This window comes from Hyphomicrobium sulfonivorans (genome assembly GCF_013306565.1).
Classification (GTDB): Bacteria; Pseudomonadota; Alphaproteobacteria; order Rhizobiales; family Hyphomicrobiaceae; genus Hyphomicrobium_A; species Hyphomicrobium_A sulfonivorans.
In genome coordinates, this window is record NZ_PZPO01000001.1 from 790,737 (window position 1) to 805,048 (window position 14,312).

The 14,312-nt window shown below is 61.9% G+C and carries 14 protein-coding genes; 4 read left to right on the top strand and 10 right to left on the bottom strand.

Annotated features, from left to right (window positions below):
* Nucleotides 1-29: 29 nt before the first annotated feature.
* From C6Y62_RS03675 to C6Y62_RS03720, 10 genes are all read right to left on the bottom strand, one after another.
* Nucleotides 30-506, bottom strand: a complete 477-nt coding sequence (locus tag C6Y62_RS03675; RefSeq protein ID WP_173952810.1) for a DUF6998 domain-containing protein — start codon at nucleotides 504-506, stop codon at nucleotides 30-32.
* A gap of 208 nt (nucleotides 507-714) precedes the next feature.
* A complete protein-coding gene (locus tag C6Y62_RS03680) occupies nucleotides 715-1,398 on the bottom strand; it encodes a transglycosylase domain-containing protein (protein WP_173952811.1) in 684 nt (227 codons plus the stop codon).
* A 151-nt stretch (nucleotides 1,399-1,549) separates the two neighbouring features.
* A complete protein-coding gene (locus tag C6Y62_RS03685) occupies nucleotides 1,550-3,133 on the bottom strand; it encodes an ABC-F family ATP-binding cassette domain-containing protein (protein ID WP_173952812.1) in 1,584 nt (527 codons plus the stop codon).
* Nucleotides 3,134-3,509: 376 nt separating this feature from the next.
* Complete coding sequence (locus C6Y62_RS03690) at nucleotides 3,510-4,256, bottom strand: methyltransferase domain-containing protein (protein WP_173952813.1); 747 nt, start codon at nucleotides 4,254-4,256, stop codon at nucleotides 3,510-3,512.
* A gap of 98 nt (nucleotides 4,257-4,354) precedes the next feature.
* Nucleotides 4,355-4,960: a ribosome maturation factor RimM gene (gene rimM / locus C6Y62_RS03695; protein ID WP_173952814.1), complete on the bottom strand. Its 606-nt coding sequence runs from the start codon at nucleotides 4,958-4,960 to the stop codon at nucleotides 4,355-4,357.
* Between the two features lie 123 nt (nucleotides 4,961-5,083).
* On the bottom strand, nucleotides 5,084-5,443 hold the full coding sequence (locus C6Y62_RS03700) for a hypothetical protein (RefSeq protein ID WP_068462917.1): 360 nt from the start codon (nucleotides 5,441-5,443) through the stop codon (nucleotides 5,084-5,086).
* A 125-nt stretch (nucleotides 5,444-5,568) separates the two neighbouring features.
* Entirely contained in the window at nucleotides 5,569-5,964 is a 396-nt protein-coding gene (gene rpsP, locus C6Y62_RS03705) for a 30S ribosomal protein S16 (protein ID WP_068462919.1), read from the bottom strand.
* Between the two features lie 60 nt (nucleotides 5,965-6,024).
* Entirely contained in the window at nucleotides 6,025-7,608 is a 1,584-nt protein-coding gene (gene ffh / locus C6Y62_RS03710) for a signal recognition particle protein (RefSeq protein WP_173952815.1), read from the bottom strand.
* Between the two features lie 610 nt (nucleotides 7,609-8,218).
* Nucleotides 8,219-8,731 (bottom strand): hypothetical protein, encoded by a 513-nt coding sequence (locus tag C6Y62_RS03715; RefSeq protein ID WP_173952816.1) that lies wholly within the window; start codon nucleotides 8,729-8,731, stop codon nucleotides 8,219-8,221.
* Between the two features lie 81 nt (nucleotides 8,732-8,812).
* Entirely contained in the window at nucleotides 8,813-9,940 is a 1,128-nt protein-coding gene (locus C6Y62_RS03720) for a PQQ-dependent sugar dehydrogenase (protein WP_246274267.1), read from the bottom strand.
* Nucleotides 9,941-10,070: 130 nt separating this feature from the next.
* On the opposite strand from C6Y62_RS03720, the gene dapF reads away from it, so the two are divergent.
* The 4 genes from dapF to C6Y62_RS03740 all read left to right on the top strand — a co-directional run bounded on the left by dapF (nucleotide 10,071) and on the right by C6Y62_RS03740 (nucleotide 14,303).
* A complete protein-coding gene (dapF, locus tag C6Y62_RS03725) occupies nucleotides 10,071-10,904 on the top strand; it encodes a diaminopimelate epimerase (protein ID WP_246274269.1) in 834 nt (277 codons plus the stop codon).
* Between the two features lie 136 nt (nucleotides 10,905-11,040).
* Entirely contained in the window at nucleotides 11,041-12,297 is a 1,257-nt protein-coding gene (mtaB, locus tag C6Y62_RS03730; RefSeq protein WP_173952819.1) for a tRNA (N(6)-L-threonylcarbamoyladenosine(37)-C(2))-methylthiotransferase MtaB, read from the top strand.
* A complete protein-coding gene (ftsY, locus tag C6Y62_RS03735; protein WP_173952820.1) occupies nucleotides 12,294-13,517 on the top strand; it encodes a signal recognition particle-docking protein FtsY in 1,224 nt (407 codons plus the stop codon). Before mtaB ends, ftsY begins: the two co-directional genes overlap by 4 nt.
* Before the next feature lie 102 nt (nucleotides 13,518-13,619).
* Nucleotides 13,620-14,303, top strand: a complete 684-nt coding sequence (locus tag C6Y62_RS03740; RefSeq protein ID WP_173952821.1) for an inner membrane-spanning protein YciB — start codon at nucleotides 13,620-13,622, stop codon at nucleotides 14,301-14,303.
* The last annotated feature ends 9 nt before the right edge of the window (nucleotides 14,304-14,312 follow it).

Sequence of the window (14,312 nt, forward strand, 5' to 3'; positions counted from 1 at the left end):
GGCGAGTCTTCCGAAAACTGATTGCGGGCTCAACCATTGAGCGGCGTAATTCCATCACGCTCCCACACCATGCGCCCAATTTTCTTAAACAACGACACGCTCATTGCGCCACGTCTATTGCGCGCCTTAGAGCCTGGCCGAACCAATGCCGCGATCACAGCATCTCTTTCGGCCTCATATATTTGCGTGGCTTCGAAGCACTGATCCAGCAGAACCAAAAGCACTGCATCGAACTTGCTGGCTATATCGATCTTCCCCAAGCGCTGGCTCGGCTTGCTGCCAGGTAAAACACATCGCCCTTTGATCTGAAAGGTTCGCGCCGTGACCTTGTCAATCGCATCGTAGCCAACATTGCGCGCCGGCAAGAGATTTAGATCAAGATGCCTGGCAGCCTCATACTCGGCAACTTCGCCTGTTATTCCGAGTGGCTTGCCTGTGATTTCTCGATACTCCTTCGCAAGGGTTTTTGCCTCCCGCAGAATGCCCCGAACACGCTCGTCGCTCACGCTTTCCCCCTTGTTCCTGCAAGATATCGAATCGTTGAGCGCACTAAATAGCTCACTGAGCGGATCATGTGTCCACCTTCGTGCAGCGTCCGCCACAATCGCAAGTTAGGCGAACCATAAACGAGTGCAAGGCAGGAGGGCTGAAGGGCGCAGTGCCTAAGCTGCTACGCGGGAAACGGGTTTAGGGTAAAGGCCCGACAGAGCTACCTTACTGCGCAGGTTGCGCGCATCCATCCAGCCAGACATCGGAAAAGCCCGCAGGCGAGCACGCACCCGCGACCAGCCGCTCGATGCGCGCTGTCCGCTCTGAAAGCTTGTCATCCTGCGCATTAAAAAGATCGTACGCAGCCGGAGCGATCAGAACAGCAACCAGCCGGATGAATTCAGCTTCGCTTAAGTCGGCCGCAGGCCTGCCGTAAACCACTGTGCTCGCGTTGTGAAACCCGACCATCCATCCGTCAGGGCCTTTGCCCATCTCAAGCGTATCGAGCCACAGCGCCAATATCTGCTCCTTGGTCAGCTTGCTCTCCAGACCAAGCGCATAGCCGGTCTGCCGGATCTTGCCGAAGCCGGGGCGAAACTTATCGAAGCCCAAGCGCTTGGAAGCCGATTGCGTGATCGTCGTGAGACCCGCCCCCGGCGTCGAGAAATCGACACCGCTGTGTTCGGCAAAATTCGGATCTTCAACCGCGAGCAGAATTTCGCGTTGGCGCGCACTCAGCTGATCCGCACCACGACCCTGCGCAATCAGCGCATCGGCACGCGCACGCAATTGATCGGCGTCGGAACGCGCATCGATGTAGCCGACGCCGCCCGACACAAGAATTGCGCCGAGCGCCAGAACAACGAGCACACCAACCAGAATGCCTGCAAACTTGAATGCTTTTCTCATGCCACCCTCGCTGCGATTTAAGATCGCCCTATTGCGCATGTTTTTCGGCCATTCCGAGGCAAGGGGTCAGAAGAGACGGGCTAAAGGTGCTGAGGCCAGAGGGCTTGGATGTTCGACGCATCAAACGTCCGTTTTACAGCCGCCAAACTTGTCATCCGCGCAGATGGATTGTTCTGTGGGGTGCGAGGGATTTAAGAAACGCATCGTCGTGGCTGATGACCAGCACCGCGCCATCGTAAGCGTTGAGTGCCGCTTCGAGGGCCGCAATGCCGTCCAGATCCAGATGATTGGTGGGCTCGTCGAGGATCAATAAACTTGGCGGCGGCATGCCCCCAAGTGCACAGGCGAGCCCGGCGCGCAGGCGTTCACCCCCGCTCAGGTTGCCCGCCAGCTGCGATGCGTCGCCAGCACGAAAACCGAACCGCGCCAAGGCGGCATGGCTGGCGTGTACATCGGCAGAAGGGTTCAGCTGCTGGAAATTCTCGCGCAATGTTCGATTGGAATCGAGCAATCCGACATGCTGATCCAGCATCGCGAACGGGACCATTGTCGTTATGCGGCCACTCTGCGGCACGAGTTGGCCGACAATCAATTTGAGCAGCGTCGTCTTTCCGCTGCCGTTTGGCCCGGCAATGACCACGCGCTCTGGCCCGATGATGCTCAGCGAAAAACCACTGATGACGGCTCGCGTCGGGTCATATCCGCCCGTTACGCCGTCGAGCCGAAGCACCACCTTGCTGGCTTGCAGTCCCGTTGACGCAACGTCCATCCGTAGCGGCTGTAATACTTCGATCTTCTCCCGCGCGGCAGATACAGCTGCTTCAGCCGTCTCGCGTCGGGCATCACGCAGGCGCGCGCCCGCAGCACCCGAGGCTTCCGCCCGATCCCTGCTGGCATCCAGCAGAATTTTCGGATGGTCACCCTTTGCCCGCGCCCTGTGCCCGGCACTGTCCTTGCGCGCCTTGCGTTCGACCGCTTGCTGTGCGCGACGGGCAGCCTCTTTACTGGTCTTCTCCGCGTGGGCAAGGTCGCGCGAGGCCGCTTCCAACTCGGCATCCTTGCGTTGCCGGAAGGCGCTGTAGTTCCCGCCATAGCGGGCCGCGCCAAGAGAACTCAGCTCGACAATGGCGCCCATTTCCTCCAGCAGTTCGCGATCGTGACTGACGATGACCGCGCCACCGGTCCAGCTTCGGATGAGATCGATCACAGCCCTGCGTCCCGCCCGATCGAGATTATTTGTCGGCTCGTCCAACAGCAGAAAGTCGGGCGCGGCAAGGATCAACGCTGCAAGCGCGGCGCGACTGCGTTGCCCACCCGAAAGCGTGGTCAGCAGTGTCTGCGATGGCGCGGACAGACCACAACGCGACAGCGCTGTCTCGATACGTGCGGGTAACGTCCATTCCGCTTCAGCCATGTCGTCAGCATCCGCAAGCCCTGCGTCTGCGCGATCGAGCAGATCGAGCGCTTGCCGTACGCCCAGCACGTCCGCGATCGTTTCACCGGGCCGCTCCATCGCATCCTGCCGCATCATGGCGATGGTGCCCGAAACATGCACATGACCTGAGGCAGGGCTCAGATCACCGGAAATGAGGCGCAGAAGCGTGCTTTTGCCAGCACCGTTACGGCCGACGATGCCGGTGCATTCAGCACCGAAATTCAGATTGAGATCGGTGAAAAGCGGCGTGCCGTCAGGCGTGGACCAGGACAGGCCGGTGAGGGAAACGGATGGAGGCATGGGACATGACTTCTCGCAGCGAAACCGAAAGGGTGAAGGCAGCGAGGTTCATGTCCATATCGATAGCGTCTCCAGTCATGTGTCGGGCCGAAAGTAGGTGCGGCCTCAGAGCTTCGCAAGAGGCCGTGTCACCAATCGTGCCGGCGAAGCCCTGCCCTGCAACGCATTCGCGACCATTTCAGGGCCATAGCAAAAGTACGCTAAATCCAAATGCCGACGCAAACGCGCGCCACAACATTCAGTGCGTGCGCGGATCATCATCTTCCGGTTCGTCGCCGTCGCCCGCTTCTTCCGCGGCCTGGCGCAGCGCGGCATCTTCTGCGTCAGCGACGCTTGCAACCGGCAGCTCAACCACAACGCGGCCATCAGCAACGCATCACCGCGCCATAAGGGCGAAGACGCCCCAACCCAGATATTCGCGCGCGTATCTGGCGTAGCGCTCGGGCGCAGAGGTTAGCTCAGCGCGAACCTCTGGCACGAAATCGTCGCTAGGGTTCTCTTCCAGCCAGCGGCGCATCGTCAGCCACTTGACTGCCTCATAGCGATCCCAGCTATCCTGATCGGCAAGAACCATTTCGACGACGTCGTAACCGAGGTTTCCGAACGCGGCTAGCAGATCGGGAAGCAGCATAAAGTCAGCAATCGCGTTTGCCCGGCATCCCGTCGCAACATCATCTGTCGGCGGCAACCGCAGCCAGTATGGCTCGCCGATGAGGATGATTCCGCCGGGACGCAAACTGCGCGACAACAGCGCCATCGTGCCCTCAATGCCGCCGCCAATCCAGGTGGCGCCGACACAGCACGCAACATCCACCTTTGCATCGGCGACATAACCGGCGGCATCACCGTGGATGAATGCAACGCGATCTTCGACGCCAAGTTCTTCAGCGCGGTGTTTGGCTTGCGCGGCAAACACGCGGCTCATGTCGATGCCAATGCCGCTGATGCGATGATCGCGCGCCCAGGTGCAGAGCATTTCCCCCGAGCCACTGCCAAGGTCTAGCAAACGGGCGTTCTCTGGCATGCGCAACGCCGCCCCTAGAGTGGCGAGCTTTTCTGGCGTCAGCGGATTGTGAATCCGGTGTGCCGCCTCAGAGATATTGTAGATGCGCGGAATGTCCACAGTAGCGCCTTTCGCGTATGCGGTTGCCTCCGGCGACAATTGTGCCGGGTGCCCTGAACGGCCAAGAATCGACGATAAAATCGGCCGCGGAGATCATGCTATTTTGCGTCGCTCTCGCTGTTTTCGTTACCCTCGTCGCCGTCGCCCGCTTCTTCCGCGGCCTGGCGCAGCGCGGCATCTTCCGCGTCATCGACGCTTGCAACCGGCAGCTCAACCACAACGCGGCCGCCAGCGACATCAACGGTCGGCACGAACGTGTCGGTGAACGGCACCAGCTCCGTTATCGCAACGCCATCAAGCCGGATCTCAAGCAGGTCGCCGGCGCCGTAATTCTGCACGCTGACAACTTTGCCCAGCGCCGCGCCATTCGCGTCGTCAACTCGCAGGCCAATCAGATCGGTGTAGTAATATTCGCCCTCTTCTGCCTCGGGCAGATCGGAGCGCAGAGCGTATAGCTCGGTCTTGCGCAGCGCCTCGGCGCCATTGCGATCCGCCACACCGGCCACGCGCGCAACCACGCCGCCCTTCGGCGAGCGGCGCACCACCTTCAGCTCGAACGTGCGCGCGCCATCGGACGACTGCAGCGGCCCGTAAGCGGCGATGTCTTCCGGGTTGGCGGTGAAAGTTTCGATGACCACCTCGCCCCGGATGCCGTGGGCTGCAACGATGCGGCCAAGGAGGACGCGCGGGGCTTGCTCGGTCATGGTGTGGGACGCCGTTCCGCTGGGGTGCTGCTTCGGAAGCGCAGACCCGCTTTCCGATCACAGTCACGATGAGACAAACGAGCCAGAGCCGGCCGGTTGTCATGCATCCGAGACGGAGCGGCTCTAGTTCGGCAGGGGGCCAAGATACCTGATTTCAACGCTGATGGGCGAGCCGGCGACCTGCAGATAGGCCGCTGAATCCACCGATGCGCGCGGGAACGCCCCGGCGATATGCAGCGTGGCGCCGTGCGGACCGGCGGCGTAGCCGTTCACCAGCACGCCATCGGGCGGCACATCGAGACGCAACCGCACGCGGTTGAGTTCGCGGCCGTCGTCATATTCGTAGGTGCCGGTGAAAACCGCGCCCAGCGGATCGGAGCCAAGCACGGTGCCGGAGCGCAGAACGGCGAGACCGCCGGATGCGCCGGGCTCGTCGCCATCGGTAGCGACGAAACGCAGGCCGTAAAGGCCGTCTTCAAGCATGTCATTCCCCCTCAGACGGCAGCGCGACGTGCGCCGCCTTCCGAGAGGATCAATGACACGCAAAGATTGAACACTGCGTTACGGTGCGCGCATTGCGTGTTCCCGTGTAACAGCGTTGCCGCAGATTACTCGGCGGCGGGCTCAGCCGCCGCAGCAGCAGCGGCGGCTGCAGCTTCAGCGGCCTTGGCGGCCTTCTCAGCTTCGGCAGCTTCGCGCTCCAGACGCTTCTTGCCCGGCTTCGCCTTGTTCGGGTTGTTCGACGGCGTACGCTTCATCAGGCCAGCGGTGTCGAGGAAGCGAGCGACGCGGTCGGTCGGCTGTGCACCGGAAGCAAGCCAGTGCTTGCAACGGTCCAGGTCGAGCTTCACGCGGTTTTCGTCGTCCTTCTTGAGCATCGGATTGAAGGTGCCGACCTGCTCGATGTAGCGGCCGTCGCGCGGCGCGGTCGCCTGGGCTACGACGATGTAATAGTAGGGACGCTTCTTGGCGCCGCCGCGGGCGAGACGGATCTTCACTGCCATTGGTATTCTTCCTTCAGGTGTTGTGTTGGTGTGATTGCGATTGTGAAATTCAGTTGAGTGCTACTTCTTCTTTTTTCCCGGAAGACCGGGGAACCTGGGCATCCCGCCACCGAGGCCGGGCAGGCCACCGCCCAGGCCGGGGAGCTTGGGCATGCCACCGGCGAGACCGGGAAGACTTTTGCCAGAGCCGGCAACTCCGCCCGGCAAGGCATCCTTGAGTTCGGCGGGGAGCTGATCGAAAGCCTTCGGATCAAGCTGCGACAGCTCCTGCTGCATCGCGGCCATTTCGTCTTCGCTCGGACCGGCGCCGCGTCCACCGCCGACAAGACGGTTCAGCATGCCCTTGTTGCGGCCCAGCGATTTCATCATGTCCGCCATCTGGCGGTGCATCTTCACGAGCTTGTTGACGTCCTCGACCTTGGTGCCGGAACCGGCAGCGATGCGGCGCTTGCGCTTGGCATCCAGCAGCTTCGGGTTGCGGCGCTCCTTCGGCGTCATCGAAGTGATGATCGCGTGCTGCCGCTTGAGGATGGAATCGTCGAGATTGGCTTCGGCTACCTGCGACTTGATCTTGCCCATGCCGGGCATCATGCCGAGCACACCGGACATGCCGCCGATGCGTTGCATCTGCTTGATCTGCTCGGCCATGTCGTCGAGATCGAAGATGCCCTTCTTCATCTTCTCGGCGATCTTCGTCGCCTTCTCGGCGTCGATGGTCTGCGCGGCTTTCTCAACCAGGCTGACGACGTCGCCCATGCCGAGAATGCGCGAAGCAACGCGATCGGGGTGGAAGTCTTCGAGCTGATCCCAGCGCTCGCCAACACCCAGCAGCTTGATGGGCTTGCCGGTGACGGCGCGCATCGAAAGCGCTGCACCGCCACGCGCATCGCCATCGGCTCTGGTCAGCACGATGCCGGTGATGCCGATGCGATCGTCGAACGACTTGGCGACGTTGACGGCGTCCTGACCGGTGAGGCTGTCGGCGACCAGCAGCGTCTCGTGCGGATGCGCGATATCCCGCACCTCCACCGATTCCTGCATCAGTTCTTCGTCGATGTGGATGCGGCCGGCGGTGTCGAGGATGACGACATCGTAGCCACCGAGCTTCGCCGCTTCGAGCGCGCGACGGGCGATCTGCTGCGGGTTCTGACCGGCCACGATGGGCAGCGTCGCCACACCCGTCTGCTCGCCCAGCACGCGCAGCTGTTCCTGCGCAGCGGGACGGCGCACGTCGAGCGAGGCCATCAGCACTTTTTTGCGGTCGCGCTCGGTAAGGCGGCGGGCGATCTTGGCAGTGGTGGTGGTTTTACCGGAGCCCTGCAGGCCCACCATCATGATGGCGACCGGCGGCGTGGCGTTGAGATCGATCGTCGAAGTGTCCGAACCGAGCATGGCGACCAGCTCGTCGTTGACGATCTTGATGACCATCTGGCCGGGCGTTACGGAGCGCAGTACCTCCTGCCCGATCGCCTTCGCCTTCACCTTCTCGATGAAGTCGCGCACCACATCCAGCGCGACATCCGCCTCAAGCAGCGCGCGACGCACTTCGCGCATCGCTTCGTTGACGTCGCTCTCGGTGAGCGCGCCACGGCGCGTCAGCTTGTCGAGAATGCCTGACAGGCGATCTGACAGCGATTGGAACATGTGCGTCCTTCACCCACGCCGCAGCGGACCGAAACCCGGATGCGGCAAACGAAAATCGCATCCGCGGGCGCAACGCGCTGGCGGATGTTGACCCCCCTGACTCAATCCATCCATGCCAGCTAAGATGGCGTGACGAACGGACAGGGCGGCGGCTCTGAAATCAGGGCCATCGGAATTTGGGCGGACAATGCCTCCAGCGGGGGGCGGATGTCAACTGTTGCCCGGAACTTAAGGATTTGGCGGGGAGCCGACGTCTCCACCCAGATCGCGAGCTTCGGCGCGTCTGCGGGCCTCCTCCCGCACCTGACGGCGGACCTGCTTGCGCCATTGCCGCGCGATCTTGGTTACCCGGCGTAAACTTTTGCGCTCCGCCCGCGTCAGACAGATACAGCCGCCACAGCATCGGCAGGGCCTTGGCGTGACGAAGGAAAGTTGCAGCAGCCTGCGGCTGGCGCGGGACATTCCGGGCACATTGCCAAGACGGGGGCCAGCAGCAGGCGTTGTTTGGGTTTGGGCAGAAGGCTCTTGAGATTGGCTAGGTTGCATGGGCTGGTCACTCGCAGAACTGAACGGAGGCGCGCTCCCTCTGCCAGATAACAACGCAATCAGCCTATTGGTTGCCGCGCCTAGCTTGTGCTTTACGGATTTCATCATTGGTCACAATTCCCAGGCGCTGGCAGAGCTTCAGCTTCCACCAATCAGAATTGTTCGAGCGCGATACATTGGCGTCAGAGTTGGCCAGACCATCCAACAACTGCTGCTTGTTTCGCATGCATTCAATGGTTTCAGCGCGAAACTCGGCCTTCTGCTGCATCTGATGCTGATATCGGATGACAGCGTCAAAAACCAACCCGCCAAACAATCCCAACCCAGCCAGGGCGACGGTGATTTTGCTGATGCTTAGCCAAGGGTTAGGCTGATCACCGTCCTTATCGTTCGCGCCCTGCCACCTGGCTAGCATCAGGGGAAGGATCAGCGGCGGCAACAGGAACAACACCCAGAACGAAGCCCCGTGCCGGGGGCCCCACTCGTAACCAAAGCTCTCCATGCCGAAGTGGGCGACAATCACAACCGCCCACCACACTAAAGCGGCCGTGATCGCCTGCTTCGCCACCTTTTCCATGCGCGTTCCAAATATCGTTACGTGCAATATGCGTTCGGCATGTGCCGCCGGACCGGTTGAGCCGGATTACTCCGGCTGGGATTATTCCGGTTTTGGCGCTGATTCCGCCGGCGTTACGCGCAGCACCTCGCCGGTGTCATCCGCCAGCAGCCAGATTGCACCATCCGGCCCCTGCCGCACATCGCGGATACGCTTGCCCTGATCCTCCAGCAGCACCTCGGCCGCAACCACATCATCGCCGTTCAGCACCAGGCGCTCCACGCGTGTGCCGGCCAGACCGCCCACCAGCGCATTGCCCTTCCACTCCGGGAACAGGTCGCCGTCATAGAAAGCCAGGTTGGAGACCGCGATCGACGGCACCCAATAATAGATAGGCTGCTCCAGCCCTTCCTTGGCCGTGCCTTCGCCGATGCTGCCGCCAATATATTCCTTGCCGTAGGTGATGATCGGCCAGCCATAATTCTTGCCGGCTTCCGGATGGTTCAGCTCATCGCCGCCGCGCGGACCGTGTTCCAGCGTATAGAGCTTGCCGTTCTCCGGGCGAATGGCAGCGCCCTGCACGCTGCGATGGCCGATGGACCAGACTTCCGGCGCCCATCCCGGCAGCTTCGGGTTGTCGGCGGGAATAGAGCCATCAGCATTGATGCGCACGATCTTGCCCACCGTGTTGGCGGGGTTCTGAGCTTCGGGGCGCAGCTTGTTGCGGTCACCCGTAGTTATAAAGAGCGTGCCGTCCTTGCCCCAGACGAGGCGGGAGCCGAAATGGTGACCGCTATCGGCCGAGGGCTCCTGGCGGAAGATGACCTTGAGATCTTCAAGGCGGCCCGTGTCGCCATCGGCCACCAGCCTGGCGCGGGCAACGGCGGTGGAATTGGTGCCGTCCTCACGCGGCTCGCCATAGGAGAGATAGATCGTGCCGGTCTTCTCGAAGTCCGGGGCCAGCAGCACATCCAGCAAACCGCCCTGATTAACGGCGGCCACATCCGGCACTCCGGCGATCGGCGCCGACAGACGACCATCCTTGGCAATATACCGCAGGCGGCCCGGGCGCTCCGTCACCAGCAGGCGGCCATCGGGCAGGAATTGCATGCCCCAGGGGTTCTCCAGACCTGAAGCGAACGCCGAAACCTTGATATTGCTCGATTTTGCTGGAGCAGGCGCATCGGTTTGAGCAGCCCAGACGACCGGAGCGCCGGCCCCTATCAGCATTGCGGATCCAAGGGCTAGTCGGCGTAGGGTCTTCTGCATCATCGGGCTTCTCTCCGCTCGATTGTGTTTAATGTCCCTGCGGGCCATATATGCGCTCATGACGGACGCTACCAGCATCCCTTTTCGGAAAATGAACGGTCTTGGAAATGATTTCGTCGTGCTCGATGCTCGGGCACGGCCGATCACCATTGGCCAAACGCAGGCGCAGACCTTAGGCGATCGCAAAGGCGAGCTGGGTTGCGATCAAGTGATCGTGATGGAGCCGTCGAAGACCGCCGATGTCTTCATGCGCATCTTCAACGCCGATGGCTCGGAAGTCAGCGCCTGTGGCAATGCCACCCGCTGCATCGCGCTCGTCGCGGCGGAGGAGCTTGGGCGCCCGGAGGTCACGGTCGAAACCCGTGCCGGGCTGCTGAAGGCGAAGGTTGCTGACGCCGACAACATCACCATCGACATGGGCAAGCCCCGTTTCGGCTGGGAAGACATCCCGCTTGCGGAGCCATTCCACGACACCACCGGCATCGAATTGCAGATCGGCCCAGTGGACGAGCCCGTGCTGCACACGCCGTCGGTTGTGAATGTCGGCAATCCGCATGCGATTTTCTGGGTTGATGACGTTGACGCCCACGATCTCGGCCGCTTCGGGCCGCTGCTGGAAAACCATCCGATCTTTCCGGAGCGGGCCAACATCTCGCTGGCGCAGATCACGTCGCGCAACAGCCTGAAGCTGCGCACCTGGGAGCGGGGCGCCGGCCTCACCCGCGCTTGCGGCACCGCCGCATGTGCCGCTGCCATCTGTGCGGCGCGAAAGGATCTGACCGACCGGCGCGTCGACGTCGAGCTGCCCGGCGGCACGCTGGTTATCGAATGGGCGCCCAACGATCACATTCTCATGAGTGGGCCCGCAGAACAGGAGTTTGCTGGCACATTGGCGGCAGATACCCTGTCGCGAAATCCCGCCTAGCGAACGTCAAAGTTGTCCGTTATGACCGATTTTCGATTAACCGGCCGGACATCCCGTTGGCGCCAAGCTGTGAACGCGCGGATCGGCTTTCCCCGCCCCGCGCGTTATCCGTTTTTCGAGGCTTGCTGACCAGGTAATGGCCGAACCCCTGATCATAACGCTCGGCTGTCGGCTCAACGCGTACGAGTCAGAGATCATGCGCCGCAACGCCGTCGCTGCTGATCTGGACAACGCGATCATCGTCAACACATGCGCGGTGACGGGCGAGGCTGTGCGTCAGGCACGGCAGACCATCCGCCGGCTGCGCCGCGAACACCCGCAGGCGCGCATCATCGTCACCGGCTGCGCCGCGCAGGTGGAACCGGAACGCTTCGCCGAACTGGACGAAGTCGATCATGTCATCGGCAATGCCGAAAAGCTGAAGCCGGAAACATTCGCCGGCTTTTCAACCGGCACCACCGAACGCGTGCAGGTGGACGACATCATGAGCGTGCGGGAAACCGCAGGCCATCTGATCGACGGCTTCGGCACCCGCACCCGCTCCTATGTACAGGTGCAGAACGGCTGCGATCATCGCTGCACGTTCTGCATCATTCCTTTCGGGCGTGGGCCTTCGCGCTCTGTCGCGGCGGGTGAGATTGTGCCCCGCATCCGCAGGCTGGTGGACGGCGGTTGCCGCGAAGTTGTGCTGACCGGGGTGGACATCACATCCTACGGCGCCGACCTTCCCGGCAAACCCACGCTCGGCGCGCTGGTGCGCCAGATCCTGAAGCTGGTGCCGGAGCTCGATCGCCTGCGGCTGTCCTCGATCGATCAGGTCGAAGCCGACGAGCAGCTGGTACGCGCCATCGCCGAAGAAGAACGGTTGATGCCGCACCTGCACCTTTCCATGCAGGCGGGCGACGACATGATCCTGAAGCGCATGAAGCGCCGTCATTCGCGCGCCGACGCCGTGAAATTTTGCTCTGAGGTGCGCCGCCTGCGGCCCGAAACCGTTTTCGGTGCTGATCTGATTGCGGGCTTTCCCACCGAAACCGAGGACATGTTCGCCAACTCGCTGAGCGTGGTGGACGACTGCGGACTAACGTACCTGCACGTGTTCCCCTTCTCGCCGCGCAATGGCACCCCGGCGGCGCGTATGCCCCAGGTAGCGCGCGCTGAGGTGAAGGATCGCGCCGCAAGGCTGCGCCGCAAGGGCAGCGCAGCACTGTCGCAATTCCTCGATAGTCAGGCGGGCAGGGAAGTGGAACTGTTGGTTGAAAATGGCGGCATCGGGCGCACGCGCCAGTTCGCAGAGATGCGCACGCCGCCAACGCTGGATGCCGGCACGCTGGTGCGTGCCCGGGTTACCGGCAACGATGGACAAAGGCTTTCCGGCGAGGTGATGGCGTGAGCGGCAAGACACGCGGCGTATTTGGTCGGCTGTGGGGCAAGCGCTCCGACGAGCCTGCTGCGTCTGAGGACGCGGCAGAAGACAGCGCACGCCAGCAGGAAACGGACGCGGCCCATGAGCAGCCGCCGCCCAGCAGCAGCACGCCGCCGAGCGCTGAGCAGGTCGCTGCGCCGTTGGAAGAAACGGCAGCTAGCGAAATTGCGGCTCCTGCATCCGCGGTCGACGCTCCGATAGCTGCGGAGCCTGTTCAGCCTGCCGTCTCATCATCCGAACCGCAGGCCGAGATCGACGAAGCCCCTGCGAAGGGCGGTTGGTTCTCGCGCCTGAAGCAGGGCCTGGGCAAAACCTCGGCCAAGCTTTCCGACGGCATCACCGGCATCTTCACGCGCAAGAAGCTGGAAGCGGCGACGCTTGAAGAGCTGGAAGACGTGCTGATCGAGGCCGATCTCGGCGTCGGCACCGCTGAGAACATCATCGAGACCCTGCGCAAGGGCCGCTATGAAAAGGGCATCAGCGCTGACGATGTCCGATCCGTGCTCCAGGCTGAAGTTGCGCGGGTTCTGACGCCGGTTGCAAAGCCGCTGGTGATCGATGCCACGCATAAGCCGCATGTGGTGCTGATGGTGGGCGTGAACGGCACCGGCAAGACCACCACCATCGGCAAGCTGTCATCGAAGTTCCGCGCTGAGGGCAAATCCGTGATGCTGGCTGCAGCCGACACATTCCGCGCCGCAGCAATCGACCAGCTCAAAGTCTGGGGCGAACGCACAGGCACTACGGTGATATCCGGCGCGGTCGGCGCCGATGCCGCCGGGCTTGTTTATGACGCGTTGGCCCGGGCCAAGCAGGAGGGCGTCGACGTTCTGCTGGTCGACACCGCCGGCCGCCTCCAGAACAAGGAAGGACTTATGGACGAATTGTCCAAAGTCGTTCGCGTCGTCCGCAAGCTCGACGATAGCGCGCCGCACGATGTTCTGCTCGTGCTGGACGCCACTACGGGACAAAACGCCATGTCGCAGGTGGACGTTTTCCGGCAACGGGCAGGAGTGACAGGCCTTATCATGACCAAGCTGGACGGAACCGCGCGCGGCGGCATTCTGGTCGCAATCTCCGCCAAGCATGCGCTGCCGGTCCACGCCATCGGTGTGGGCGAGGGTGTTAACGATCTCCAACCCTTCGATGCCGGTGAATTCGCCCGGGCGATTGCAGGAAACGATTAAACCCTGGGCTGGAGCACTGGCTTCGCCGGGTCTCACAACCTAGATAACTGGCCTGGAATTGGGCGCACCATTATCTCAAGCAACAAGGATGACGCTGGCTACATGAGCGCGCTTAAGCGACTGATGCCTTTCAACGCCGAGCAGACGGTGAACATCCTCAGCGAGTTCGGCCCGCTGGTCCTGATGTTTGTCGTCAACGCGATGTACGGCATCACTGCCGGCACGTGGGCGCTGATCATCTCCACCGTCGTCGCCATCGCGGCGATGCTGATCGTGCTGCGCCGCCTGCCGATCTTTCCCCTGATTGCCTCATCGGTAACGATGGTGTTTGGCGCGCTGACCATCATCACCGGCGATGCCATGTGGGTGCAGATCAAGGTGACGATCTTCAACCTGATGTTTGCGGTGTTCCTGTTCGGCGGGTTGTGGCTCAACCGGAATTTCTTCAAATACGTGTTCGAGAAGACATTCCACTACACAGAGGAAGGCTGGAACCGCTTCACCTGGAGCTTCGCCTGGTTCTTTGTGTTCACCGCGCTCGCCAACGAAGCCGTGCGGCTGTCGTTCCATGATCACCAAATTTACAATTTTCTCGGGCTGCAGATGGACGGCGTTGGCATCTGGATCGCCTTCAAGGTGGCGATCATCATGCCGCTGTCCGGGCTTTATGCCTGGTATCTGACGCGCGTGATGCAACGCTTCCGGCTGCCCGACGATCATGTTGGTGCTTCCGCACCGGCTGAACCGTCAAGCAATGCCGTCAAACGTGCCGCGAGCGGCAATTGATCGTGCTGA